The sequence below is a fragment of the Thiomonas sp. UBA7699 genome, assembly GCF_002482605.1.
GTDB lineage: Bacteria > Pseudomonadota > Gammaproteobacteria > Burkholderiales > Burkholderiaceae_C > Thiomonas > Thiomonas arsenitoxydans.
The window spans coordinates 40,633-65,331 of record NZ_DLGH01000017.1 but is presented as its reverse complement, the minus strand read 5'-3'; the positions used below and the strand labels follow the sequence as shown (position 1 = coordinate 65,331).

General features: G+C 64.4%; 22 protein-coding genes and 1 tRNA gene. 16 read left to right on the top strand and 7 right to left on the bottom strand.

The features are described 5' to 3' along the window. Window positions 1-94: 94 nt before the first annotated feature. The 3 genes from B3H47_RS07030 to B3H47_RS07020 form a co-directional block, all read right to left on the bottom strand. Window positions 95-1,039: a c-type cytochrome gene (locus B3H47_RS07030; protein ID WP_286730497.1), complete on the bottom strand. Its 945-nt coding sequence runs from the start codon at window positions 1,037-1,039 to the stop codon at window positions 95-97. A gap of 12 nt (window positions 1,040-1,051) precedes the next feature. Beyond that, the gene (locus B3H47_RS07025; RefSeq protein WP_286730498.1) at window positions 1,052-1,705 is read right to left on the bottom strand and encodes a c-type cytochrome; all 654 of its coding nucleotides are present in this window, start codon (window positions 1,703-1,705) and stop codon (window positions 1,052-1,054) included. 194 nt (window positions 1,706-1,899) lie between these two features. Continuing rightward, entirely contained in the window at window positions 1,900-2,319 is a 420-nt protein-coding gene (locus tag B3H47_RS07020; RefSeq protein ID WP_276732789.1) for a YidB family protein, read from the bottom strand. Between the two features lie 158 nt (window positions 2,320-2,477). On the opposite strand from B3H47_RS07020, the gene B3H47_RS07015 reads away from it, so the two are divergent. The 12 genes from B3H47_RS07015 (at window position 2,478) to B3H47_RS06960 (ending at window position 13,948) form a co-directional block, all read left to right on the top strand. Further along, on the top strand, window positions 2,478-3,770 hold the full coding sequence (locus B3H47_RS07015) for a glutamate-5-semialdehyde dehydrogenase (protein WP_286730499.1): 1,293 nt from the start codon (window positions 2,478-2,480) through the stop codon (window positions 3,768-3,770). Window positions 3,771-3,787: 17 nt separating this feature from the next. Continuing rightward, the gene (locus tag B3H47_RS07010; protein ID WP_013107298.1) at window positions 3,788-4,087 is read left to right on the top strand and encodes a hypothetical protein; all 300 of its coding nucleotides are present in this window, start codon (window positions 3,788-3,790) and stop codon (window positions 4,085-4,087) included. 22 nt (window positions 4,088-4,109) lie between these two features. Further along, window positions 4,110-4,577, top strand: coding sequence for a DsrE family protein (locus B3H47_RS07005; protein ID WP_013107299.1), 468 nt, complete (start codon window positions 4,110-4,112; stop codon window positions 4,575-4,577). Between the two features lie 247 nt (window positions 4,578-4,824). Continuing rightward, complete coding sequence (locus B3H47_RS07000; protein ID WP_013124335.1) at window positions 4,825-5,127, top strand: c-type cytochrome; 303 nt, start codon at window positions 4,825-4,827, stop codon at window positions 5,125-5,127. A 13-nt stretch (window positions 5,128-5,140) separates the two neighbouring features. Next, the gene (locus B3H47_RS06995) at window positions 5,141-6,433 is read left to right on the top strand and encodes an NAD(P)/FAD-dependent oxidoreductase (RefSeq protein ID WP_286730501.1); all 1,293 of its coding nucleotides are present in this window, start codon (window positions 5,141-5,143) and stop codon (window positions 6,431-6,433) included. Window positions 6,434-6,588: 155 nt separating this feature from the next. Next, window positions 6,589-7,053, top strand: coding sequence for a DsrE family protein (locus tag B3H47_RS06990; RefSeq protein ID WP_286986577.1), 465 nt, complete (start codon window positions 6,589-6,591; stop codon window positions 7,051-7,053). 48 nt (window positions 7,054-7,101) lie between these two features. Continuing rightward, the gene (rsmB, locus tag B3H47_RS06985; protein WP_013107304.1) at window positions 7,102-8,481 is read left to right on the top strand and encodes a 16S rRNA (cytosine(967)-C(5))-methyltransferase RsmB; all 1,380 of its coding nucleotides are present in this window, start codon (window positions 7,102-7,104) and stop codon (window positions 8,479-8,481) included. Beyond that, window positions 8,478-9,068, top strand: coding sequence for a DUF4390 domain-containing protein (locus B3H47_RS06980; protein WP_286986576.1), 591 nt, complete (start codon window positions 8,478-8,480; stop codon window positions 9,066-9,068). The genes rsmB and B3H47_RS06980 overlap by 4 nt, the downstream gene beginning before the upstream one ends. After that, window positions 9,065-11,368 carry a sensor histidine kinase gene (locus tag B3H47_RS06975; RefSeq protein WP_286730505.1) on the top strand — a complete coding sequence of 768 codons (2,304 nt, stop codon included), beginning with the start codon at window positions 9,065-9,067 and terminating at the stop codon, window positions 11,366-11,368. The genes B3H47_RS06980 and B3H47_RS06975 overlap by 4 nt, the downstream gene beginning before the upstream one ends. A 12-nt stretch (window positions 11,369-11,380) precedes the next feature. Then, window positions 11,381-12,100, top strand: coding sequence for a response regulator (locus tag B3H47_RS06970; protein ID WP_286730507.1), 720 nt, complete (start codon window positions 11,381-11,383; stop codon window positions 12,098-12,100). A gap of 113 nt (window positions 12,101-12,213) precedes the next feature. Further along, window positions 12,214-12,289: transfer RNA gene (locus tag B3H47_RS06965), tRNA-Phe, on the top strand. A 153-nt stretch (window positions 12,290-12,442) separates the two neighbouring features. Further along, on the top strand, window positions 12,443-13,948 hold the full coding sequence (locus tag B3H47_RS06960; RefSeq protein WP_286986575.1) for an amidase: 1,506 nt from the start codon (window positions 12,443-12,445) through the stop codon (window positions 13,946-13,948). 42 nt (window positions 13,949-13,990) lie between these two features. On the opposite strand, the gene B3H47_RS06955 is transcribed toward B3H47_RS06960, so the two are convergent. From B3H47_RS06955 to B3H47_RS06940, 4 genes are all read right to left on the bottom strand, one after another. Next, a complete protein-coding gene (locus B3H47_RS06955; protein WP_286986574.1) occupies window positions 13,991-15,193 on the bottom strand; it encodes a TsoY family (seleno)protein in 1,203 nt (400 codons plus the stop codon). A gap of 208 nt (window positions 15,194-15,401) precedes the next feature. Beyond that, the gene (locus B3H47_RS06950) at window positions 15,402-15,953 is read right to left on the bottom strand and encodes a chorismate--pyruvate lyase family protein (RefSeq protein ID WP_286730512.1); all 552 of its coding nucleotides are present in this window, start codon (window positions 15,951-15,953) and stop codon (window positions 15,402-15,404) included. A gap of 51 nt (window positions 15,954-16,004) precedes the next feature. Continuing rightward, window positions 16,005-16,670, bottom strand: a complete 666-nt coding sequence (locus B3H47_RS06945) for a dienelactone hydrolase family protein (protein ID WP_013124372.1) — start codon at window positions 16,668-16,670, stop codon at window positions 16,005-16,007. Between the two features lie 111 nt (window positions 16,671-16,781). After that, window positions 16,782-17,693, bottom strand: coding sequence for a LysR family transcriptional regulator (locus B3H47_RS06940; protein ID WP_286730515.1), 912 nt, complete (start codon window positions 17,691-17,693; stop codon window positions 16,782-16,784). A gap of 111 nt (window positions 17,694-17,804) precedes the next feature. Here B3H47_RS06940 and metE point away from each other — a divergent pair, with 111 nt between their 5' ends. From metE to B3H47_RS06920, 4 genes are all read left to right on the top strand, one after another. Continuing rightward, entirely contained in the window at window positions 17,805-20,186 is a 2,382-nt protein-coding gene (gene metE, locus B3H47_RS06935) for a 5-methyltetrahydropteroyltriglutamate--homocysteine S-methyltransferase (protein ID WP_286730516.1), read from the top strand. 155 nt (window positions 20,187-20,341) lie between these two features. Further along, on the top strand, window positions 20,342-22,696 hold the full coding sequence (locus B3H47_RS06930; RefSeq protein WP_286730517.1) for a DUF1631 family protein: 2,355 nt from the start codon (window positions 20,342-20,344) through the stop codon (window positions 22,694-22,696). A 149-nt stretch (window positions 22,697-22,845) separates the two neighbouring features. Further along, entirely contained in the window at window positions 22,846-23,781 is a 936-nt protein-coding gene (locus B3H47_RS06925; protein WP_286986573.1) for an extracellular solute-binding protein, read from the top strand. Window positions 23,782-23,832: 51 nt separating this feature from the next. Further along, a complete protein-coding gene (locus B3H47_RS06920; RefSeq protein WP_156053665.1) occupies window positions 23,833-24,663 on the top strand; it encodes an ABC transporter permease in 831 nt (276 codons plus the stop codon). Window positions 24,664-24,699: the final 36 nt, after the last annotated feature.

The window sequence follows — 24,699 nt, the reverse complement described above, 5'->3', positions numbered from 1 at the left end:
CGCAACGCCCCGCAGAAGCAGGGCGTCGCCACAGACATGAGGCGGAGCTCGACGATCACTCAGCGATGAATCCGCTGAACAATCCGCCGAACAATCAGCGAGGTTTGGGTGCCCCGATGTCACCCAGCAGCTTGCCGTTGACCTTGGTGCCGTACAGGCTGAACTTGCTGTCGTGGAACTTGGCACGGGTGGCCGCCACGCTGCCCTGCCAGCGCGGGTCTTGCGGGCGCTCCTGCGCGTCCATGAAATAGGCGACGTCCCAAGCCTCCTGCGGGCTCAGGCTGTAGCTCATGCCGTAGGGCATATTGGCGTAAATGAACTTGGCCGCGTTTTTGTAGCTGCCCATGCCCGCGCCCCAGTTGAACGACTTGGGACCCCACAGCGGCGGAAACACCGTTTCGCCGTTGACGTACTGCCCCTCTCCATTGGCGGCGTGACACAAAATGCACTTGGCCTCGTACACCTTCTGACCCCGCACATAGTCGGGCGCCTGCTGCGGCTCGGGCAGGTTCGGGTAACCGCGCCCCGCCACTTTTTCATCGACCGGCAGCCCCTTGGAAAGCCAGTAGGAATAGCTCTCCAGCGCCACCAGGGTTTTGCTGCCCAAGGGGGGCGCCTTGCCGTTTTGGCTGAACTTGAAGCAGCCTTGCAGGCGCTCCTCGAACGTGTTGACCTTTTTGTTCTTGCCGCGATAGGCGGGATAGCTGACATACGCCGCCCATAGCGGCGCTGAGCCCGCCATGCGGCCGGCGTCGGTATGGCAGTTCACACAGCTCAGGGTGTTGCCGACAAAGTCTTTCGCGTATTTGGGCGTGTCGAGCATGATGTCACGCCCGAGCTTGACCATCTTGCCGAAATCATCATCGGGAATGGCCGACTCTGGCGGCGGGGTGAATTTGGCGCCGGTGCCGACCGCTGCGTTGATTTCTGACTTGGGGGGCGCCATCGGCGCATCGGCCGCCAAGGCCGAAGCCGCAGAAGCGGCAAAGAGACCAAGCGCGCACAGCGCCAGCGTCATAGGGGTTTGTTTGCGTGTCATGGTGCGCTCCGATCAATGTTTTGCCGAGGCGGACTTGGCAGGACTCAGGGGCTGCGCCGCAAGCCACTGCGCCACGGCCTGCGTTTGCGCATCGGTCATGCGCAAGGCGACGGTGTGCATCAGGCCCAGCGGATCGCCGCTGCGGCTGCCATCCTTCCAGGCCTTGATCTGCGCCTCGATATAGGCGGCGCTCTGGCCGACCAGAGCGGGGAAGTTCTCACCCACGCCAACCGCTCCCGGGCCATGACAGCGGATACAGGCAGGAATGCCTTTTTCCCAATCGCCGCGCAGCGCCAGCCGCTCACCCTCGGCCGCCGCCGCTCCGGTTGGCATGGGCGCGGGTTTGCCGCTGGGCTTGAGCTTGGAGTAATAAGTCGCCAGTGCGGTGACCTGCGCTGCACTCAGCGGTTTGGCCATGCCGGACATGATGGCGTTGTTGCGCGCGCCGTCGGCGAAATAGCGCAGTTGATCGGCCAGATATTGCTCGGGCAGACCCGCCAGTCGCGGATAACCCGCAGCCGCATTGCCCATGCCACCTGCGCCGTGACAGGCGATGCAGGACGCCGCTTCAGGCGGGGCGGCAGCCCAGCTAGAAGGCGCGGCCCAAAACAAGGCGCCGAGCGTGGCCACGGCCAGCACTCGGCGCATCGGGATGAATTGACGCATGGGGAGACTCCTCTCAAGTCGGTGCAGGGTTTCATATTGCGCGGCAAATGACGATTGCCGTTGCGGGAAAACCCTGTCAAAGTCGAGGCGAAGTCTAAAGGCGGTTGGCGGAATGAACAAACGCCTTCTGTCGATATCGATCAGAAATGCGATTGCTGGTCTGATCGAATCTGCGTCAAAACATTACCGGGGCTTCAACCCAGCAGCTTGCCCAGCATCTGCTGCGCGGTCGCCATCAGATCGCCCTCGGTCGGCAACTGGCCACCCGGCGTGAGTTTGTCCACCACATCGGGCAGCGCCTGCGACAACTCCCCCGCAGCCTGTTCCGGCTGAATGCCAAGTTTGCTGGCAATATCGCCCAGTGCGCCGCTGCCCAGCACCTGCTGAATCTGCTCGGCCGAAATCGGCAGATTCGAGCCCGTGCCCACCCACGACTGCACCAGATCGCCCAGGCCGCCCTGCTGGAACTTATCCAGCAGCCCACTCAGACCGCCGCTGTTGTTCATCAGCCCCATGACCACCTGCAGCATCGGGTTGTCCCCCGCTGCGCCCTGGGCCTGCTGGCCTCCCAGCATCTGCCCCAAACCCCCAGCCACGCTATCGAACAGCCCCATGATTCACTCCTTGGTCGATAATTCAGTTCAGCAAGTCCAGCCCCCTTAGCGCACAATTGCACCTCGCTAGGGCGACCTGAATAGCTTATTGGGATTGCATGACCTTGAGTATCGTTTGTCGGCCCGAATTTTGAAACTTCTGCTTTATTTACAGTTTCATGGACGCTTCTTCTGAACAGATTCACACCCTGATGGCCGACCTCGGGGCTCGTGCTCGCGCCGCCTCGCGCGACATGGCCCGGGCATCAACCGCGGCGAAAGATCGTGCGCTGGTCGCGCTGGCCGCCGCCATCCGGGCGCATCGTCCCGCCCTGCAGGACGCCAATCTGCGCGACTTGCACGCAGCGCGCGAAGCCGGGCTGGAAGCGGCGTTCGTCGATCGTCTCACCCTGAGCGATAAGGTGGTCGAGCAGATGGCGCAAAGCTGCGAGCAGGTCGCCGCGCTGGCCGACCCGATCGGCGGCATTGACGGCGTGCGCCGCCGACCCAGCGGTATCAGCGTGGGGCAGATGCGGGTGCCGCTGGGCGTGTTCGGCATGATTTACGAGAGTCGGCCCAATGTCACCATCGAGGCCGCGTCGCTCGCCATCAAGAGCGGTAACGCGGTCATTCTGCGCGGCGGCTCAGAAGCCATACACAGCAACCGCGCGCTGGCCGATCTGGTGGCGCAGGCGTTGCAGACTGCGGGTCTGCCCGCCGACGCGGTGCAACTAGTGCCGACCACCGACCGTGCCGCCGTGGGGGCGCTCATCACCATGCCGCAATTCGTCGACGTCATCATTCCGCGCGGCGGCAAGGGGCTGATTGAGCGCATCAGCGCCGAAGCGCGGGTGCCGGTCATCAAGCACCTCGATGGCAACTGCCATGTGTATGTGGACAGCGGCGCCGATCTCGACATGGCCGTTCGCGTGACAGAAAACGCCAAGACCCAGCGCTACAGCCCGTGCAACGCAGCCGAGTCCTTGCTGGTCGCCCGCGATATGGCGGCTGATTTCCTGCCGCGCATCGGCGCCGCGTTCGTGCGCAAGGGCGTGGAAATGCGCTGCTGCCCGGCCAGCCGCGCCCTGCTCGCTGCCGTGCCCGGCGCCGCACCGCTGCTGCGTGATGCCACCGAGGCCGACTGGAGCGCCGAGTACCTCGCACCCATCATCTCCATCAAATTGGTGGAGGGGGTGGATGAAGCCATCGCCCACATCAACCGCTACGGCTCGCAGCACACCGACGCCATTCTCACCCGCGATCACCCCCGCGCCATGCGGTTTTTGCGCGAGGTCGATTCGGCCAGCGTCATGGTGAACGCCTCGACGCGGTTCGCTGACGGGTTCGAATATGGCCTGGGCGCGGAAATCGGCATTTCCACCGACAAGTTTCACGCCCGCGGCCCAGTGGGTCTGGAAGGTCTGACCAGCGTGAAGTGGGTGGTGCTGGGCGACGGTGAAGTGCGCAACTGATTTTTTCTCCATCACACATGACTTCCCCCCAGATCGAAACCGCCGTCCTCACCCTGCCCACCCTGCTGCGCATCAATGCCGCCATTGGCGCGGGTTTCGGCGTGCTCAGCGCCTTGCTCACCGCCGTTGTGAAATGGCGCGACTTCAATGGCTTCGAGCTGCTGGCCATCCTGCCCGGAGCGGTGTTTTTCAATACTCTGGCGCTGGTATTCGTCACCCTGGTGGGGTATTGGCTGTACCGCTGGCTGGCTGAGCGCCAGCACTGGAGCCTGCATCATCTGCACACGCGGCGCACCCATCCGCACACGTCAGCCTGACCCAAAAATCGAGGAGACCTCCATGAATCCACGCGACCGCATCAGACTGCTCGGCGCAGGGCTCATTGGCCTGGGTGGCGCCCAGCTCGCGCAGGCGCAGACGCAAGGGCCGGTGGCAGCGCAGCAGATTTCCAGCGAGCCGTGGAAAGTGGCGTTTCAAATCAGCGACAGCCTGGAGCAGGCCTATGAGGGGCTGATCAATATCCAGAACGTGCTGGAACTCGACCCCAAGATGCAGTTCATCGTGGTGGGTTACGGCAAGGCCATTCACTTTCTGCTCAACGGCGCCAAAACGCCGCAAGGCGCGCTGTTCTCCGGGATGATCGGTGATTTAGCCAATCAGGGCGTGCAGTTCAAGGCCTGCAACAACACCCTGACCTTTCTCAAAATTCCGCAAAGCGAACTGGTGCTCGAAGCGACGGTGGTTCCGGCTGGGGTTTATGAGCTGGTCAAGCTGCAGTCCGAGGGCTGGTACTACATCAAGCCCTGAGTCGATCCACGAGGCGGCCTCTGCGGCAGGCTGTCGCCTCTCAGCTGGCAGCACCCGATCGAATTGTGTGACCCGGGTCACACAGCCGCTCGCCTACGCACCCGGGTATTGACAGCGCTCAAGCGTGGCAAATTCCTGCTGGTTCACCCGAATGTATCCATTTGCTACATTTCGATACCTTTTGCTTTAGATCAAAGACTTTTGATGTCTTCTGGTCTGCAGCTAAATCCCCTCAAGGAGGCATCGAATGTTGCGCAAACTGTTGTTGACGACGTCCCTGCTCTGCGCCACGGGCGCGGTGCAAGCGGCCGATCTGGTCACGCCGAGCCAGGCGCTGGCCGCCACCTGCTTCAACTGCCACGGGCCGCATGGCGTGTCCACCGCAGCCATTCCCTCACTGGCCGGGCGCACCTCGGCGTCGATCGTGGAGACCATGGCGGAATACAAGACGGGCAAGCGCACCGGCACCATCATGCCGCAGATCGCCAAGGGCTACACCGATGAGCAGATCGCGGTCATCGCCACCTATTTCTCGCAGCAAAAACAGTAAGGACGCACACGCCATGCAATCCCGTCGCAAATTCCTGGCAGGCGCCGCCACTGTGGGCGCCATCGGTCTCGCACCCGCGCTGTCGGGCTGCGCCAGCACCACCCGCAGCGCCGCGGGCAAAGGCAAGGTCGTCATCGTCGGCGCCGGTTATGGCGGCTCGACTGCGGCCAAATACATCCGTGACTGGTCGGGCAACGCCATCGAGGTGACGGTGGTCGATCCGGGCGATGCCTTCATCTCCTGCCCTGTTTCCAATCTGGTCATCGCCGGCGCCAAGTCGATGCAGGACATCACCACCTCCTACGACGCGCTGCGCGACCGCCACGGCGTGAAATGGGTCAAGAGCATGGTGGAAAGCATCGACCCTGCCGCCCACACCGTCAAGCTCGCCAACGGCGACACGCTGAAGTACGACAAGCTCGTGGTCTCGCCCGGCATCGATCTGATGTTCGATACAGTCAAGGGCCTGAAAGCCGCGAATGAAGCGGGCAAACTGCTCATTTCCATGAAGGCGGGCCCGGAAACCGTGGCGCTGCGCCAGCAGATCGAGTCCATGCGCGACGGCGGGGTGTTCGCCATCTCGGTGCCCAAGGCCCCCTACCGCTGCCCGCCCGGCCCTTACGAGCGCGCCACGCTGGTGGCCGCCTACTTCAAAAAGCACAAACCCAAGTCCAAGGTCATCATTTTCGACGCCAACGACAAGGTGCAATCGAAGGAGCCGCTGTTCAAAAAAGCCTGGGCCGAGATGTATGCGGGCATGGTGGAGTACGTGCCCGACCGCAACGTGGTGGGGGTGAACGCGCAGACGATGGAAGTCGAGTTCGAAGTGGACAACCCGGTCAAGGCCGACGTGCTCAACGTCATTCCGCAGCAGCGTGCGGGGGTCATCGCGCAGCGAACCGGCCTGGCCAATATGAACGGCCGCTGGTGCGCGGTGGACTATAAAACTTTCGAATCGTCGGTACACAAAGACATCCACGTGCTCGGCGACTCCATCCAGATCTCGCCGCTGATGCCCAAGTCGGGCCACATGGCCAACCAGCACGCCAAGGTCGCCGCCGCGGCCATTGTGTCCATGCTTTACGACCAGCCGGTCAACGACCATCCGGTGGTGATGAACACCTGCTACAGCATGGTGAGCTTCGACCGGGCGATTCACGTCGCCACGGTGCACCAGTACAACGAGAAGGAAAAGACCTATCTCACCGTTCCCGGTTCAGGCGGCATCTCGGCAGGGCTGTCCGACGTCGAGTCGCACTACGCCGAGGCGTGGGCCACCAATATCTGGCGCGACACCTTGTCCTGATCACACACCCACGCGCCGCAGGGTCTGTGCTTGCCCGGATTGTGCGGTGCGTGGTTCGCAGGCATCATGACAAAGTCGATTTGAAGTCGGCCCTATCTTTTTTCGCGGCAACGCCATCAGAGCGCAACGCGACAACCATCCCAAGGAGGAGACAAATGGAGAACACCCCCAATCGCCGCAAGGCACTGGCTGCGGCAACCGTTGGCGCCGCGGCACTCATGGTCAGCACCACCGCGCGCGCGCAAGGCCGCGCAGACAAGGAAGGCCCCGTGAAAGTCGTCTATCACGTCACACAGGGCGACGCACAAGGCTCGCGCTGCCTAGGCAATGTACGCAACCATCTGGCGGCAGACCCCACGGCGAAAATCGTGGTCGTCGGAAACGGCGCGGGCATCGACTTCATGCTGAGCGGCGCAGAAGATGGAAAGGGCGCCGACTTTTCCGGCTTGGTCGGCGGCCTCGCGGCGCAGGGCGTGTCGTTCCGCGTGTGCAACAACACCCTGACCTCGCGCAAAATCCCTAAAGATCGCGTGCTGCTCGATGCCACCATCGTGCCTTCCGGCGTGGCCGAGGCCGCCAATCTGCAATACCGTGAGGGCTACGCCTACATCTGCCCTTGAGCCTTCGCCGTTCAAACGGCTCATCCAGCGGGAGGCTGCACCGATAATGTGCCGGTGACCTCCCCTTCTCAACCCACCGTTCCGTCCGCCCAGCGCCCCTTGTGGCGCGATCTGATCGCTTGCGCGCAATTGATTGGCGCGGTAAAGGCGGGCGCTTCACTTTCCACCGCCTTGCCCCAGGCCGCAACACGCGGCAAGTGGGATGCCAGCCAGCGCGGCGCCGCGCAGGCGCTGAGCTTTGCCGTCTTGCGCCATCTCGGCACAGCGCGGGCCTTGCTGGCCGATCTGCAGCCCAAGCCGATCCACCCGCCCCTGCTGCGCGATGTCTTGCAGACCGCGTTGGCGCTGCTGCTGCCGGATGCCCCCGCGCACTACGCCGCACACACCGTGGTCAATCAGGCTGTCGAAGCATGCAAGCGCACGCCTTCGCTGCGCCATGCCCAAGGGTTTGCCAACGCCTTGCTGCGGCGCTTTGTGAGCCGGACAGCCGACATCGAAGCGGTGCGAATGAGCACCCTGGAGGCGAGATGGAATCATCCGGACTGGTGGGTGCAGGCCCTGCAGTCGGCCTATCCCGCCGACTGGCAAAGCGTGCTCGAGGTCGCGCAGCGACAGCCTGCCATGACCCTGCGGGTGAACCCCCGTCTTCAGTCGCGCACCGCCTATCAGGCCGCGCTCGCTGCGTGCGGGCTGCCGTGCACGGCGCCTGACGACCCCCTGCTCGACCAAGCGCTCATTCTGAAGCAGGCGGTGGCGGTTGAGCGCCTGCCCGGCTTCGAGCGCGGCTGGGTGAGCGTGCAAGACGCCGCCGCGCAATACGCCGCCGCGCTGCTCGACGTCCAGCCGGGCCAGCGCGTGCTCGACGCCTGCGCCGCGCCGGGCGGCAAGACCGCGCATCTGCTCGAACGCTGCGATTGCGACCTGCTCGCCCTCGACAAAGACGCTCAGCGTTTGCGTCGGGTGGAAGACACCCTAGACCGCCTCGGCCTACAGGCGCGCACCCTCGCCGCCGACGCCGCCCATCCAGCCACCTGGTGGGACGGACAGCCCTTCGACCGCATTCTGCTCGACGCGCCCTGCAGCGCCTCGGGCATCGCCCGCCGCCACCCCGACATCCGCTGGCTGCGCCGTGCCGCCGACATCCCCGCGCTCGCGGCCACGCAAGCCGCGCTGCTCGACGCGCTCTGGCCGCTGCTGCGGCCTGGCGGAAAACTGCTTTATGTCACCTGCTCGGTGTTCCCGCAGGAGGGGGTGGAGCAGGCCCGGGCCTTCCTCGCCCGCTATGCCGATGCGATAGCATCGCCCGCGCCGGGGCAGTTGTTGCCGCAGGAACCCGCGCCCGATCAGACCGGGGATGAACCCGGCCCTGGCGCTGCGATTCATTCGCAAGACGGGTTCTTCTACGCCCTGTTCACCAAAGCATCGTGAAAACCCGCCCCGCCTCCCCCGACCCCATGCGCCGCAAGCTGCTGCGCAATGGCCTGGCGCTGGCCGCAGGCGTCAGCCTGTTCTCGCGAGCCCAGGCCACCACGGTCGATACCGAGCCGCTCATGCTGACCATGAGCCCGGAGGGCTTGTTTGTCACCACGGCCGCCGTATTCGCCTTGCCGCGCAGCCTCGAAGACGTGCTTCACCGCGGCATTGCGCTTTATTTCGAGACCGTGGTCACGGTGGTGCGCCCGCGTTGGTACTGGTTCAACGAGGACATCGCTCAGGCCCGGCGTGAAGTGCGACTGGCCTATCAGCCGCTGCTGCAGCGCTACCGCGTTTCCGTGGGCGGTCTGCAGCAGAACTATGACAGCCTCGACGAGGCGCTGGGCGTGGTGCAACGCACCCGGCACCTGCGCGTGGCCGAACCCTCGCAGCTCACGGCCGGTCAGACCTACCAACTCGATGCGCGGTTCAAGCTCGATCTGTCGCAGTTGCCGCGACCGTTTCAGCTCAATGTCTCTTCTCAGTCGGACTGGAAAATCGAAGCCACCTTTCCGCCGCAACCCTTCGTGTGGACGCCATGACCCGGCCGAGCAGTAATGCCTGGGACAGTCGCACCTCGCGCTGGGCCACGCGCATGGCGCTGGCGCTGGGCCTGCCGCTGGCGGTGTTCCTGGTTTTTCTGCTGGCGGTATCAACCGACAACACTGGGCAGCCCAGCCCATTCTTTGCCTGGCTGTACTGGATCAATTTTGTCGTGGCGGGGGTGTTGCTGCTGGTCGTGCTGGCACTCGGTCTGCGGCTGGGCTGGCGTCTGCACAAACGGCGCTTCGGCAGCCGTCTGCTGTTCAAACTCGCCGCGGTGTTCGCCTTGGTCGGCGTGCTGCCCGGGGTGGTGATCTACACCGTGTCTTACCAATTCGTCGCCCGCAGTATCGAGACCTGGTTCGACGTCAAGGTGGAGGGCGCGCTCAGTGCGGGCCTGAACCTGGGGCGTACCACGCTCAATGTGCTGCAGAACGATCTGCAGTCCAAGGCCCGCAACCTGTCGGTACAGATCGCCGACGACCCGACCCTGCTGTCTCCGCTCTCGATGGAGCAGCTACGGCAGCAACTCGGGCTGCAACAGATCACCGTGTTCGATGGCAATGGCACGGTGCTCGTCACCGCGGGCGGAAACCCGTTCTCGCTGGTGCCCGATCTGCCCGGCCCGAACAGCATGCGGCAGCTGCGCACCATGGGCTCCATTGCAGACATCGAAGGCGGCGACGACGGCGCCAGTCAGACCCCACAAACGCTGAAGCTGCGGGTGGTGATCAGCCTGCCCACGCGCCATTTCGTCCTGCCCGGGCATGGGCGCTATCTGCAACTCATCCAGAACGTGCCGCAAGCCATCTCCAGCAGCGCCCTCGAAGTGCAGCGCGCGTATGGCGAATATCAGGAGCGCGCCCTGGGCCGTGAGGGCCTGAAGCGCATGTACATCTCCACGCTCACGCTCACGCTGTTTCTCGCCGTGTTCCTGGCGGTGCTGCTGGCTGTGGTGCTGGGCAACCAGTTGGCCAAGCCGCTGCTGCTGCTGGCCGACGGCATGAAGGCCGTGGCCGAAGGGGACCTGCGGCAGAAGCCCAACTTCCAGCGCAATGACGAGCTCGGCGTGCTGGTGCGCTCGTTCAATGCCATGACCAACCAGCTCGCCGAAGCCCGGGCGCAGGTGCAGTTCAATCACGACGCACTGGAAGCGTCGCGCGCTTATCTGCAAAGCGTGCTCGACAACCTCAGCACGGGCGTGCTCGTCCTGGGCAGCGATCAGCGGCTAGCCCTGGCCAACCCCAGCGCCACCCGGCTGCTGCGCGCGCCACTGCAAGGCCTGATCGGGCAGCCGCTGAATCAGCACCCCAGCCTGCAGGCCCTGGCGCAGACCATCGCCGATGCCTTTACTTCGCTCGACGAACAAGACAATGCCGGACCCAGCCCGCACTGGCTGCAGCAGATCGAGTACCCGCTGCCGGGCAGCGACGCCACCATCACCTTGCTGGCCCGGGGCGCCCGGCTGGCCTTGCCCGGACAGCCCGCATCGGTCGTTGTGTTCGACGACATCTCCGAGGTCATCTCCGCACAGCGCTCGCTCGCCTGGGCCGAAGTCGCCAGGCGACTGGCGCACGAAATCAAGAACCCGCTCACGCCCATCCAGCTCTCGGCCGAACGCCTGCAGATGAAGCTGGCCGCCAAACTCGAAGGCGCCGATCGCGACATGCTCCAACGCAGCACCACCACGATCGTCAACCAGGTCCAGGCCATGCAGCACATGGTCAACGACTTCCGCGACTACGCGCGTCTGCCGGCCGGCAAACCCGAGGCCATGAACCTCAACGCACTCATCCAAGACGTGCTCAATCTCTACACCAGCCTGCCCGCACACGATGGCGCCAGCCCCGAAGAAAAGCCGCAGGTAAGGGCCGACCTGGCTGCCGATCTGCCCCACATTCTCGGCAACGCCACGCAGCTGCGGCAGGTCATTCACAACCTGCTGCAAAACGCCATTGATGCGGTCGCCGCACAGCCACAGCGCAAGGTGCGCATCCGTACCGAGGCCCTGCCGACGCCGTCTGGCGCCGCCCTGCGCGTGCGTCTGAGCGTGAGCGACAACGGCCCCGGATTCAGCGACAAAATCCTCAACCGCGCCTTCGAGCCCTATGTCACCAGCAAGCCGCGTGGCACCGGTCTGGGTCTGGCCGTGGTGAAAAAAATCGCAGAGGAACACCACGCCCGCATCGAGATTCAGAACCTGCAGTCAGAGGGGTCGGTTTGCGGCGCGCGCGTTTCACTTATATTCCCTGGGCTGGCGCAACAACATTCTGTGGATGCGCCCCAGCGGCAAGCATGAGAGTGAGTCGGTATGGCAAGTATTTTGGTAGTTGACGATGAGATGGGAATTCGGGAGCTGCTCTCGGAAATTCTCAATGACGAAGGGCACACCGTATCGCTGGCCGAAAACGCCGCGCAGGCCCGACAGCTGCGCGCCCAGGCCCGGCCCGACCTCGTGCTGCTCGATATCTGGATGCCCGATACCGACGGCGTCACCCTGCTCAAAGAATGGTCCAGCAGCGGACAGCTCACCATGCCGGTCATCATGATGTCCGGTCACGGCACCATCGACCACGCCGTAGAAGCCACGCGCATCGGCGCCATGGCCTTTCTCGAAAAGCCCATTGCCCTGCAGAAGCTCCTGCAATCCGTCTCGCAAGCGCTCACCAAACCTGTGGCCCGCAGCGCCAGCGGCGTCAACCCCGCTTCACCGCTCGCGGTCATGCCCGGCGTCAACGCCGTGCAGGCGCAGCAACCCGTGGCCCTGCCCGCAGAACGCGCCTTCCTGCTGGACCGCCCCTTGCGCGAAGCGCGCGATGAATTCGAACGCGCCTATTTCGAATTTCACCTCACACGCGAAAACGGCAGCATGACCCGCGTAGCCGAAAAAACCGGGCTCGAACGCACACACCTCTATCGCAAGATCAAACAACTCGGAGTCGATCTCGGCCGCGGTTCGCGCAACAGAAATGAACCCTCGTCCGTCCAGGAAGACGAAGCCACTGCGCATCTAGACCCCTCCGCCGAATAGGCCGCCACGAGCCGGACATTGCGAGTGCCCTGAAAAATTTTGCTAGGATGTTCGTTTTTCGGAAATGTAGCGCTCCGAAAAATCGCTTTTGCGCTGGCAGTTTCTGAAATTTTGGCCAGGTAGCTCAGTTGGTAGAGCAGCGGACTGAAAATCCGCGTGTCGGCAGTTCGATTCTGCCCCTGGCCACCAAGTGGATTCAACAACTTAGCCCCGCCTAACCCGCGGGGCTTTGTTTTTTATGCCAAATTTTGTGCCAAATCTCCCGCCTAAAGAGCGCTGAGGGCCTCCCCTCATCGGGAGGCCTTTTTGTTTCCCGCTGGATGTGCTTTCATTGAGCACGACATGTCGACTCAAAATCCATCTGCCATTCCGTCTCACATTCCGGATGCCCTGGATCTTGCTGAGAGTATCCGCCGTGGCGAGTGTGATGCTGCGGAGGTCTTGCAAAGCGCAATCGCGCGCTGTGATGCGATCAATCCGCGAATCAATGCCGTCATCGCAGATTTGCGCGAGCACGCCAAAGCCGGGTTGAAGCACGCGCGCACCGGGGACGCCCCGTTTGCGGGTGTTCCGTTTCTGCTCAAGGACCTGAGCATGGATCTGGCTAGGTACGGTACCAGCCAGGGCAATGCTGCGTTGGCCCGCAGACCAGTGGCGCAGACCGACGCGGTCGTGCGGCGGTGGGAGCAGGCCGGGCTGTTGATTTTCGGCAAGACCAATACGCCGGAGCTGGGCTTGAAGGCCATCACCGAGCCGGTGGCGTTTGGGCCGACGCGCAATCCGTGGAATCTCGACCACACGCCCGGCGGCTCTTCTGGGGGTGCCGCGGCTGCGGTGGCTGCGGGTATTGTGCCGGCGGCGGCTGCGGGAGACGGCGGAGGGTCGATCCGTATTCCGGCGGCTTATTGCGGTTTGTTCGGGCTCAAACCTTCGCGTGGGCGGGTGAGTTGTGCGCCTCAGTTCGATGAGCAGTGGGAAGGAGCCGTCAGCACCCATGCGATTTCCCGCACGGTACGCGACAGTGCGGCCCTACTCGATGTCATCGCAGGCCCGGAGCCGGGCGATCCGTTCATCGTCCAGCCGCCGGCCCGGCCCTTTTCGCAGGAGCTGCAGGCGCCGACACAACGGCTGCGCATTGCACTGAGCACGGCTTCGCCCATCGGCGGCGCGGTCGATGTGGCTTGGTCGCGCGCCGCTTCGGATTGCGGGCAATTGCTGCAATCGCTGGGGCATCACGTCGAATGGATCGACCCCGTGGGCGACGGCATGCAACTGGCGCGCGATTACCTGACGATGTACTTCGGACAGGTGGCGGCGCAGTTGACCTGGTGGCAGCAGCAGGGCGTGCCCGCTTCGGCTTTCGAGACGGACACCCAGGCTCTGGGGTTGATCGGACGCGGCCTTGCGGCAGGCGACTATGCCCTGGCGCGTGCGCGCTGGAACAGCCCGATGCGCGCGCTGGGCCAGTTGTTCACGCGCTTCGATCTCTACCTCACACCCACCTGCGCACAACCTCCGGCTCGCATCGGCGAGCTGGCGGCGCCAAGGTGGCAGCGCACGGCGTTGCAACTGATTCTGCGGTTCGGGCTCGGCGGGGTGTTGCGCCGCAGCGGTCTGGTGGAGCAACTCGCCTTCGACAATCTGCACCGCACCCCGTTCACCCAATTGGCCAACCTCACCGGCACGCCGGCGATGTCTGTTCCATGGGCCCTGGACGACAACGGTTTGCCCGTGGGCGTGCAGTTCGGGGCGGCCTGGGGGCGTGAAGACTTGCTGTTTCAACTGGCCACTCAACTGGAGCAGGAACGCCCCTGGGGGCATTGGCGCCCACCAGTCTTTGCCGCATGAAAAAAGGACGCCGCGGCGTCCTTTTTTGCCTACCGAGCGGCGTCAGGCCGACGCCAGTTGCAGGCGCGGCTTGATCAGCATCTTGCCAAACAGGCGGAAGTACACCTGAATGGTTTTGAGTTGGACGGCGATCAGGGGCGCCATGAGCAGGTAATACATCCATGAGCCCGCGCCCACCAACTTGGGAATCATCAGACCGAAGCTGATGAAGAACATGCCGAACACGAAAAACGCCACGCCGGGGCAGATCAGCGCGAAGGCGCCCGCGTTGGATTTGGCGCCGCCGGCATAGTCGGCAAAGTAATTGAGCTTTTTCATCACCGCATAGCCGATCAGGCCGAAGATCACCTGTAGCGACACGACCACCGTGGTGAACAGCAGCAGATCCGTCGGATGGTTGATGTTGCCGAATTGATGCGACAGACCCATGGACCAGCGAATCCAGGTGATGCCCAGCAGAGTGAGAATGGGGATGACAATCCACAGACTGCCCGCGGCCTGCGGCTGAATGCCGTGGCGCAGAATGGCGTCGAACCCGAGCACGATCTTGATGAGCAGCAACAGAATGGCCGCACTGGCGAAAAAGATCGACAGCATCATGGCGATGGCGTTGATCTCGCGGTGATGGCTCATGGCGCCAGGTGCAGCCAGGCCCACGGCCACCATCGCCAGAGCGAAAATCGACACCATCGGCGCCAGCGAGTTGTTCTCGGCGAAGTCGAATTGCGCATGCACGAACAGCCGGGTGAAGTAGGCGCCGAGAATGCGCAGGGCATAGATGCCCACGGCGAGGAAGGCGGCAATCGCGCCCGGATACATCCACTCCACCACGCTCCACAAATTCGGCACGAACACAGCGCCGAGGAGGAAGGCGACGTTGATGGTCATCGCCAGGGTCAGCGGCACGGCCATGAGGTTGATTTCGGCGTTGGAGGTCAGCAGCTTTTTGTAGGCGTCGGTCTGGCGGAATAATTTGAACTCGCGCAGATTCCACGCCAGCAGCCAGAAATGCAGCACGGCAAACAGGATGATCGCCGCCAGATCGATCCCGATCAGCGCCGAATTGAGCGCATTACCCCCGGCCGTGAGCGCGGGCCATAGGTGATTGAACGTCACCATCGGCGTATCCGGGTGCGGCAGCAGGAACATGGGATAGATAAAAAACGACACCGCAAGCCCACCGGCGCCCAGTGCGGCGAGGAAGTACATCGGTGAATAGCGTTCTCGGAGGTTGTTGACCAGCATGGTGGTTCTCCTGGGAGAAAAAGGTGGGGAGATTGCGCAACGCGTGACATTCAGAATCTTGGCGTTGCAAGACGTTACAAATACAGGGCGGAGTATATAAATTCAAGCCCTGAAATATTTGACAGTTCGCAATTTCCACAAAATTCCTCCCGGAAAATCAAGGAGTTTTACCGTTACGGCGGGCGGGTCTGTGACTTTGGTCTCAATCTCAGCCCGGGAAAAAAACCTCACTCACCCAGAGAGGCGTGCCGCCGTAAACGAAGGACGAACGCCGCGACCACAGCGCGTCTTCGCGGGCCCACCCGTTGCGGCGCGCCAGCCGCAGCAGGGGATGAGCCGCCGACAAACGCTTGACCCGCATGGCGCTGCGCCGGGTCTGCGGGCGCGTGAATACCGCATCGCCCACCGGCTTGACGCCCAGATGCCGCAGCAGCCGCCACGGCCCGCGCAGCGCGGACAGCGCGCACACGCTGTGCCCCAACACCCGCGGCACGCCATCGGCCACCAGCAGCACGTCGCGGCGCCAGACCTTGCGGCCTTGCGGCAGGCCGAGCAGCGGATATTCATCGCGCAGGGCGCGCGCCGGGCCTTGGCGCAGCAGCCGCAACTCGAAGCGTGCGCTGCTGCGCCGCAAACGCTGGGTGAGCGAGCCCGGATCGGTCAGCCAGCTCTCGATGCCGCTGCGCCGCGCGGCGGGCAACGCGGCCGGCCAACACTCAGCGGCAGGGGCGGAAATACGGCGGATGCGGTGCAGGGCCATGAATGGATCGCGCAAATCCGTCAGTATCGCGCACGCCCTGCGGTAAACCTTTCAGCCGACATGCTTGGCGAAAAAGGCCAGCGCCCGCTCGCGCGCCAGTTGGGCAGCGGCTGCATCAAAGCTGGCGCGGGCGTCGCAGTTGAAACCGTGGTCGGCTTCGTACACATAGAACTCGGCTTGAGGGTTGGCCGCGCGCACGGCCTCACGATCGGCCTCTGAGATGTGGGCATCGCGCAGGCCGTAGTGAAACTGCAGCGGCGTTTGGGTTTTTTCGCCCACCAGCTGCACATTTCGGCCGCCGTAATAGCTCACTGCGGGAAGGCCATCACGAATAGCCGTGAGGTAGGCAATGGTGCCGCCCCAGCAGTAGCCCACCACACCGACCTTGCCTGCAGCGGCCACGGCCTTGGCTGCAGCCTGCACCGAGGCGTGAGCGCGGTCGAAACCCAGCGCGGAAACCAGGGCGATGCCTTTTTCCATGCCGGCTTGGTCGTAGCCGAGTTCGACGTTTTTCTCCACACTGTCAAAAACGGCCGGCGCAATGGCGAGATAGCCCGCCGCCGCATAGCCATCGGCCACGCTGCGGATGTGCGCATTGACGCCAAAAATTTCCTGGACGACAACGATGCCGCCCTTGGGTTTGCCCGCGGGCTCGGCCACATAGGCGCCGATGGTCTGGCCGTCGGCGGTGTGCAGGGTGAGGGTTTTATGGGTCATTCGAAGCTCCTTCGAGGGGTTTTCAGGGGTTGAAACCAGCATAGATTGTGCGGTGCTGGCGCTGAACTTGCCGCTCCGCCCAGTTTGCCCCGGCGCCCTGATCGGCCATGGTCACAGCAGTTGCACGCCGTCGAGATGCGTGGCAACACTCTGGCGTGCCATTTCCACCAGATCTCGCACATAAGGCCGCTGCGCCAGGTCTCGCGGCACGGTGGCGTGCAACTCGCTCCACAGCCCGCGCGGACCGATGCGACGGGCCTGCACATAACCACTGTCCAGCGAGGGTTTGAGCGCCCAGTTGGGCAGCGCTGCGACGCCACGCCTGCTGGCGACGAGTTGCAGAATGGCGATGGTGAGTTCCGCCGTGCGGCGCGGCAGGCTGATGCCCGCAGGCTGCAGCACCTCGCGGATGAGGTCGATACGCTCATCCGGCGCGGGGTAGGTGATCAGCGTCTCGCCCTGAAGATCGACGGCGCGCACGCTGCGCTTCGCACACAGGGCATGGCCAGGTGGCAGCGCCAGCAGAATTTCGAAGCGAAACAGCGGCAGCGAAGCCCACTGCCGCCCGGGCGGGCGCAGCGCGCCGATCACCACATCGGCCTTGTCCTTGCTCAGCAGCGTGAGCGGGTCGCGGTGAAAACCCGAGACCAGATCGACCTCGACATCGGGCCAGCGCTGACGAAAGGCGTCGAGCACCGGCATCAGCCATTCGAAGCAAGTGTGGCATTCGAGAACCACCCGCAGGGTGCCGCGGGTATCGCCCTGAATGCGCTGCAAATCGTGCTCGGCGGCCTGCTGCGCTTCGCGCATCTGCCGCGCCAGCGCCAGCAGACGCTCGCCCGCCGGGGTGAAGCGCAGGCCGCGCACGTCGCGCAGCAACAACGGCATGCCGTAGTGACTTTCCAGCGCGCGCAACTGGTGCGACAGCGCCGACGGCGTGAGATGCACGGCCTCGGCCGCGGCGTTGATGCGACCGGTCTCGGCGATGGCGATAAGAGAGCGCAGATGGCGAAGTTCGAGCATGGCAGGCACAAGCTGAATGAAATTCAGCATAACCTAAAAATTCGTCGCTTGATTCAATTGATCCCGATGCGCAAACTGCCGCCTGCATTCAATTCATCTTGGAGTAACGGCATGACCACCACACACATCCTGGGCTATCCGCGCATCGGCCCGCAACGCGAACTGAAGTTCGCCCTCGAAAATTTCTGGCAGGGCAAAAGCTCGGTTTCTGAGCTGCAGGCCACCGCGGCGCAACTGCGAGCCGCGAACTGGGCCAAGCAACGAGATGCCGGATTGCGCTTTGCCGCAGTCGGCGACTTCGCCCTGTACGACCACATGCTCGATACCGCCGCGCTGCTCGGCGCACTGCCCGCGCGCTTCGGCTTCGATGCCCGCACACTCGGTTTGGAGCAGTACTTCGCGCTGGCCCGCGGCAATGCGGCGCAGCCTGCGATGGAGATGACCAAGTGGTTCGACACCAACTATCACTACCTCGTCCCCGAACTCGACTCCGCCACGACTTTTGACGGCGGTTTTGATGCGCTGTTCGACCGCGTGCGCGAAGCGCAAGAGGCCGGACATGCGCCCAAACCGGTGCTGATCGGGCCGCTCACTTTTCTGTGGCTCTCCAAATCGCATCAGCCCGGTTTCGATCGCCTGAGCCTGGCGCCCGCGCTGTCGCGCGCCTACGCCCGGGTGCTGGCCCGGCTGGCCGGGCTGGGGGTGGAGTGGGTGCAGCTTGACGAACCCGCGCTCACCCTTGATCTCGACACGTCCTGGCGCGACCTGCTGCCCACGCTTTACGCCGCGCTGCCCGCGCAGGCCGGGGCGCTGCGCCCCAAGTTGCTGCTGAGCACCTACTTCGAGTCGATCAGCTTCGCCCCGGCCACGCTGGCGGGTCTGCCGGTCGATGGCGTGCATCTCGATCTGGTGCGCGCGCCGCAGCAGATCGACCTCTGGCGCGAGGCGCTGCCGCCGCAGTGGGTGCTGTCTGCGGGCATCATCGACGGTCGCAATGTGTGGCGCAGCGACCTGGCCGCTTCGCTGCGCGTCTTGCGGCCGCTGCACGCCGCGCTGGGCGAGCGGCTGTGGATCGCGCCTTCTTGTTCGCTGCTGCATGTGCCCGTCAGTCTGGCCGCAGAACACGGCGCGGGCGCGCGGATCAACCCCGAAGTGCGTCCCTGGCTGGCCTTTGCGGAAGAGAAGCTCGAGGAACTGCGCGTGCTCGCCACGGCGCTCGATCAGGGCGAAGACGCCGTGCGCGACGCGCTGCGGGCCAACGCCGAGGCGCTGGCGTCGCGCCGCAATTGTCCGCGTGTGACCCTGCCGCAAGTGCGCCGCCGCGTGGAGGCGCTCACCGAGACCGACGCCCGGCGCAGCGCGCCCTATGCCCAGCGCATCGCCGCGCAGCACGCGCGACTGAACCTGCCGCCGCTGCCCACGACCACCATCGGCTCCTTCCCGCAGACCGCCGAAATTCGCGCTGCCCGCGCCGCCTGGCGCCGCGGCGAACTGCGGCATACCGACTATCTGCAGAAAATGCGCGAAGAGATCGCCGCCGTCATCCGCAAACAGGAAGACATCGGCCTGGACGTGCTGGTGCATGGCGAGGCCGAACGCAACGACATGGTGGAATTTTTCGGCGAACAGCTCTGGGGCTACACCTTCAGCGCGGGCGGCTGGGTGCAGAGCTATGGTTCGCGCTGCGTCAAGCCGCCCATCATCTGGGGCGATGTGTGGCGGCCCGAGCCGATGACGGTGGATACCGCGCGGCACGCGCAGGCACTCACCCCGCGACCGGTCAAGGGCATGCTCACCGGGCCGATCACCCTGTTGCAATGGAGCTTCGTGCGCGACGATCTGCCGCGCGACCAGGTGGCGCTGCAACTCGCGCTGGCGGTGCGCGACGAGGTGAGCGATCTGCAGAACGCGGGCATCGCCATCATCCAGATCGACGAACCCGCCTTCCGCGAGGGCCTGCCGCTCAAGCGCGACAACTGGCCGCAATACCTGAGCTGGGCGGTGCGAGCGTTTGGGGTATCGGCTGGCGTGGCGCGCGATGACACGCAGATTCACACCCATATGTGCTACTCGGAGTTCAACGACATTCTGCCGTCCATCGCGGCGATGGACGCCGACGTCATCACCATCGAAACCTCGCGCTCGAATATGGAACTGCTCGACGGCTTCGGCGCCTTCGCCTACCCGAACGACATCGGCCCCGGCGTGTACGACATTCATTCGCCCCGCGTGCCTTCGGCGGCCGACATGGCCCGACTGCTGCGCCGCGCCGCGCAGCTCATCGCGCCCGAACGACTTTGGGTCAACCCGGACTGCGGCCTCAAAACCCGCGCCTGGCCGGAAACCGAAGCGGCGTTGCGGCACATGGTTCAGGCGGCACGCGATCTGCGCCATGAATTGCAGACGCACGGCCGCATCGCCCCGCCGCCTGCCGTTGCCGCAGACGTTAAGGCCAGCGCCCGCAGCACCTGCTGCGCGCACGACTGCGCTTGAGGCGCATAGCCTCGAGGCTATGAAGTTGGCGTGAAGCTGCAACGCACAGCGGGCAGATGAAACCCTGTCAAGGAGAAAAGCAGGAAAGCGCATGACAATTCGGTTTACAGTGTGAAAAATGCCCGTTTTCGCAGGGCAAAACCGTCTGACAGCCCATGTTGCCTTCCGAAATTTTCCAGTCCTGCATCGATGACGCCATTGCCCGCTCGGACGAGTTGATGCGCTCGGTCGTGCGCCAGGTCATCGAGGCGCTGGAACAGCAGGCCGAAGCGGCGGGCAACGGGCGGGATCGGCAGCAGTTCTCCGACATGAGTCACGCGCTGCGGCAGAACGAAGGCCGACTGATCCAGGCCTTCGTCGACCGCTTTCATCAAGTGCTCGACGAAGAAATTCTCGGCCAGAAGCCGGTCACGCCGCGAGAACTGCAGCTCGAGGCGCTCAGTCTGGTCGATGAATCCGATCTCGAAGAAGGGGTGGAAGTCTCGCGCCTCACGCACATGCTCGAATCCGAAGCCCAGTGGGAGGTGCGCGATCTGGGCGCGCGGCTCGACAGCCTGCGCGCGGGCGAACACGCCGCGCCGCAGACCAACCCGCTGCGGCCCGAGGTGTTCAGCAAATCGCTGCACCACGCGCTCGGCGTGGTCGATCTCGACGCGGAAGAGCGCCTGGGGCTGCTGCGAGCTTTCGGCAAGGGCATGTCGGCCGCACTCAAAGACACTTACTCGCTCTACAACAAGCGTCTGGCCGAGCTGCAGGTCGAGCCCGCGCAATACCGTCAGCAGCGCCGCGCGCCCGCACGCAGCGCCGCCGCCACAGCGGTGGACGAGCAGGCGCTGGTCAACGCCGCGCAAACCGGCGCGGAGCTGCATCTGGAAGCCTTGCAGCAATTGCTCGCCGGGCGTTTCGCCACGGCGCCTTCGGGCGCGCCGGACGGTGGCCAAAGCGGCTTTGCACCCTCCGGCTTCGGCCCCACCGGCCCGACGGGCCCTGCGGCTTCGGGCTTCGGCCCCTCGGTGTTCGGTCAGGCATATGGCCTGAACCCGCAGTTGCGCGATGCGCTCGACCGTCTGCTGCTGACCGACCGCCTGGGGCTGCGCGAGGTGAACTGGCGCGACGAGCCCGCCGCTTCCGCGGCGACGGTGAACCTCATCGAGCAGCATCGGCAAAGCCTCTACGAGGTCGCCAACCGGCCGCTGGAGCGGCTCACCATCGACGTGGTCTCGCTGCTGTTCGATCACATCCTGGCCGACCCCAAGCTGCTGCCTGCGGTCAAAGCTCAGTTGGCGCGGCTGCAAATCCCGGTGCTGCGTCTGGGTCTGCGCGACGCCAGCCTGTTTTCCTCGCGCAACCACCCGACGCGCAAGCTGCTCAACCGCGTGGCCGAATACAGCGCGGGTTTTTCCAGCGTGGAAGAGCCCGCGGCCCAGCGCTTCCTGCCGTTTCTGTCGCGCATGGTGGAAGCCGTGGTCAACGCCGAGGAAGACGACGCCACGGTGTTCGAGCAACAACTCGCCGATCTGCAGCGTCACATCGCCGAGAGCGCCGCCGCGGTGGAGCAGCAACAGGCCGATGCGGTCGATGCCCTGCGCCGCGCCGAGTTCCGCAGCCTGCTGCACGGCGCGCTGTATCGGCATCTGCACGAAGTGTTCGCCCGGCTGCACACCCATCCCCAGTTGCGCGAGTTCATGCTCGAGCACTGGTCCACGGTGTTGGCCGAATCCGTGCTGCGCTTTGGGGAAGACGCCGAGGTCACCCAGACCTACAAGCAGACCGCCAGCGATCTGATCTGGAGCGTGCAGCCCAAGACCGCCGAAGCCGATCGAAAGGCGCTACTCAAACTTCTGCCTACGCTGGTGCAACGGCTGGGCCAAGGTCTCGACCTGATTTCCTTGCCTGCCGACAAGCGCCAGGAGTTCATGTCATGGCTGATGGACGCGCAGGCGCAGGCCATACGCGGTCAGGGCGAGGCGCAGCAGGCCACCTCGCGCGACGACGCCCTGCTGCTGCAGCGCGAATGGTCACGGCTGCTGCACCCGCAGACCAATGCGGCGGCGGCCGCCGCCATGCCCGAAGCGCTGGTGCGCAACGAAGAAAAACTCACCAGCGGGCTGATCGAAGCCAGCGACGTGCCCGCCGAGTCGCAACCCATCGCGGCTGAGGTGGCCGATTCGCAGCAAGGCCCAGTCAGCGTGCCGCCGGGCGAGCCTGCGCTGCTCTCGCCCTCCGAAGTGGCGGGGCTGATCGCCTCGCTCGACATCGGCACCTGGGTGCAGTTGCAGATTCAGGGGCGCAACGCGCGGGCGCAACTGACCTGGCGCAGTCCGCAAGGGCTGTTTTATATGTTCTCCAGCAAGGTGGGCGGCCGGGCGCATTCCATGACCCGCCGCGCGCTGGAGCGCATGGCCGCGCAGGGCCTCATCCTGCCGCTGGAAGCGCAGGGTCTGATGGATCGCGCCATGCAGGGCGTGGCCGAACAATTGCGCGAACGCCAGTCTGGCGAATCCGGCTGAACCGGCCTGGTCTGAGTCCGCGGCCGCGCTGCGTTTACACCTGAAAACACTGCGCTTCGGCCCACTTCGTTATATTTCTCTAAACATCGCGTTGAGCGCACAGTTGCGCTCGATCCGCCTGTTCTCGAATATCTACCAAGGAGCCATTGATGCATCGTCGTATTCTGTTGAAACTCTCCCTCGCAACCGCCATTGGCCTGGGCGGCATGACGGTCGCCTCGGCGGCCGAGCCGGTTTTGTCGGTGGCCTATGCCGGCTCGATGGGCGCCTTGATGGACAAGGCGCTCGGCCCGGCCATCGCCAAGCAGGACAAGGTGCAGTATCAGGGTCAGGGCGCCGGAGCGTTCGGCCTGGCGCACCTGATCGCGGCCAAGCAGATCAACCCCGATGTGTTCGTCTCCATCACTCCTGGCCCCATCGAGGTGCTGCAAAAAGCCGGACTGATCGACACCGCCGTGCCGGTGGCCAGCACGCAGATGGTGATTGCCTACAGCGACAAGAGCAAGTTCGCCGCCGACTTCAAGGCCGCTGCCGCCGGGAAGATGCCCTGGTACGAAGTGCTCGAAAAACCGGGCCTGCGCTTTGGCCGCACCGACCCGAAAACCGACCCGCAGGGCCGCAATATCGTGTTCACCATGCTGCTGGCGCAAGAGTTTTACAAGCAGCCGGGACTGGCCGACAAAATTCTGGGCAAGGTCGAAAACGAGCAGCAAATTTTCACCGAGCCCTCGCTGCTCTCGCGCCTGGAGTCGGGCCAGCTCGACGCCACTTCGGGCTATTTGAGCGCGGTGATTTCGCACAAGCTGCCCTACATCAAGCTGCCCGGAGAGATCAATCTCAGCGATCCCGCCATGATCGAAAAGTGGTACAGCAAGGTGCACTTCGACATCAAGCTCCCCAACGCCAAGACCGACACCTTGTCTACCCAGCCGCTGGTGTTTTATGCCGCGGTGCTGAAAAACGCGCCCAACCCCAAGGCGGGCGCGGCTTTCGTCAAGTTGATGACCAGCGCAGGGGGCCAGGCGATGTTCAAACAATACGGCTATAGCGCTCCCAAGGGCGGCGATCTCCATCCGGCTCATTGAACGGCTCATTGACTCGATCTCTGAGCCTCGGGCTGCGACGACAATGACGGCATGACCCTGACCCCGCTGGACACCGCCGCAGCCCCGTTCTTTGCGCCGCACGCCAAGCAGGCGCCCGCGCGCCGCGCGTGGATCGTGGCGGGCGCCGGGCTGGCCGGGCTGCTGTTTCTCAGTCTGCCCTTTGCCGGGCTGTTCATCAGTACGCCGTGGCAGACGCTGCATCTGCAGCAAGGCGACCTGGGCTCGCTCTGGGTGTCGGTGAGCTACAGCCTGATCGCCGTGGCCCTCGTGGTGATGTTCGCCACGCCGGTGGCCTGGTGGCTGGCGCGGCACGACTTTCGCGGCAAGTGGATCATGGAGATGCTGGTGCTGCTGCCGCTGCTCACGCCGCCGCTGGCCATGGGCCTGTTGCTGTCGATGAGTTACGGGCCATACAGCTGGATCGGCCAGCCGCTGAATCATCTCGGCCTCAGTCTCACCAACACGCCCTCGGCCTTTTTGCTGGCGCAGGTGTATGGCAGCGCGCCGTATTTCATCGTCGCCGCGCGCTCGGCGTTTGAGGGGGTGCCGCGCGAGCTAGAGCAGATTTCGCTCACCCTGGGGCAGTCGCCCTGGCGCACCTTCTGGCGCATTACCGTGCCGCTTTCTGGGCTGGGTCTGGCCGCCGGGGTGGCGCTGGCCTGGGTGCGGGCATTGGGTGAGTTCGGCATTGTGCTGATCGTGGCGTATTACCCGCAGGGCATTCCGGTGAAGTTGTGGGTCAACCTGCAAGACACCGGCCTGCCCGCGGTGTACCCGCTGCTCTGGCTGTTCTTTCTCATCGGCCTGCCCTTGCCCCTGCTGCTCGGCGCGCTGTCGCGGCGCGGGCCGCGCGGTGGCTGAACCTTGCCTGAGCCTTGCCTGAACCCCCTGCCGGAC

What these genes read in the sequence shown, in the direction of transcription:
- B3H47_RS07030 (WP_286730497.1), bottom strand. Translation starts at nt 1,039, where the DNA reads ATGACACGCAAACAAACCCCTATGACGCTGGCGCTGTGCGCGCTTGGT.
- B3H47_RS07025 (WP_286730498.1), bottom strand. Translation starts at nt 1,705, where the DNA reads ATGCGTCAATTCATCCCGATGCGCCGAGTGCTGGCCGTGGCCACGCTC.
- B3H47_RS07020 (WP_276732789.1), bottom strand. Translation starts at nt 2,319, where the DNA reads ATGGGGCTGTTCGATAGCGTGGCTGGGGGTTTGGGGCAGATGCTGGGA.
- B3H47_RS07015 (WP_286730499.1), top strand. Translation starts at nt 2,478, where the DNA reads ATGGACGCTTCTTCTGAACAGATTCACACCCTGATGGCCGACCTCGGG.
- B3H47_RS07010 (WP_013107298.1), top strand. Translation starts at nt 3,788, where the DNA reads ATGACTTCCCCCCAGATCGAAACCGCCGTCCTCACCCTGCCCACCCTG.
- B3H47_RS07005 (WP_013107299.1), top strand. Translation starts at nt 4,110, where the DNA reads ATGAATCCACGCGACCGCATCAGACTGCTCGGCGCAGGGCTCATTGGC.
- B3H47_RS07000 (WP_013124335.1), top strand. Translation starts at nt 4,825, where the DNA reads ATGTTGCGCAAACTGTTGTTGACGACGTCCCTGCTCTGCGCCACGGGC.
- B3H47_RS06995 (WP_286730501.1), top strand. Translation starts at nt 5,141, where the DNA reads ATGCAATCCCGTCGCAAATTCCTGGCAGGCGCCGCCACTGTGGGCGCC.
- B3H47_RS06990 (WP_286986577.1), top strand. Translation starts at nt 6,589, where the DNA reads ATGGAGAACACCCCCAATCGCCGCAAGGCACTGGCTGCGGCAACCGTT.
- B3H47_RS06975 (WP_286730505.1), top strand. Translation starts at nt 9,065, where the DNA reads ATGACCCGGCCGAGCAGTAATGCCTGGGACAGTCGCACCTCGCGCTGG.
- B3H47_RS06970 (WP_286730507.1), top strand. Translation starts at nt 11,381, where the DNA reads ATGGCAAGTATTTTGGTAGTTGACGATGAGATGGGAATTCGGGAGCTG.
- B3H47_RS06960 (WP_286986575.1), top strand. Translation starts at nt 12,443, where the DNA reads ATGTCGACTCAAAATCCATCTGCCATTCCGTCTCACATTCCGGATGCC.
- B3H47_RS06955 (WP_286986574.1), bottom strand. Translation starts at nt 15,193, where the DNA reads ATGCTGGTCAACAACCTCCGAGAACGCTATTCACCGATGTACTTCCTC.
- B3H47_RS06950 (WP_286730512.1), bottom strand. Translation starts at nt 15,953, where the DNA reads ATGGCCCTGCACCGCATCCGCCGTATTTCCGCCCCTGCCGCTGAGTGT.
- B3H47_RS06945 (WP_013124372.1), bottom strand. Translation starts at nt 16,670, where the DNA reads ATGACCCATAAAACCCTCACCCTGCACACCGCCGACGGCCAGACCATC.
- B3H47_RS06940 (WP_286730515.1), bottom strand. Translation starts at nt 17,693, where the DNA reads ATGCTCGAACTTCGCCATCTGCGCTCTCTTATCGCCATCGCCGAGACC.
- metE (WP_286730516.1), top strand. Translation starts at nt 17,805, where the DNA reads ATGACCACCACACACATCCTGGGCTATCCGCGCATCGGCCCGCAACGC.
- B3H47_RS06930 (WP_286730517.1), top strand. Translation starts at nt 20,342, where the DNA reads ATGTTGCCTTCCGAAATTTTCCAGTCCTGCATCGATGACGCCATTGCC.
- B3H47_RS06925 (WP_286986573.1), top strand. Translation starts at nt 22,846, where the DNA reads ATGCATCGTCGTATTCTGTTGAAACTCTCCCTCGCAACCGCCATTGGC.
- B3H47_RS06920 (WP_156053665.1), top strand. Translation starts at nt 23,833, where the DNA reads ATGACCCTGACCCCGCTGGACACCGCCGCAGCCCCGTTCTTTGCGCCG.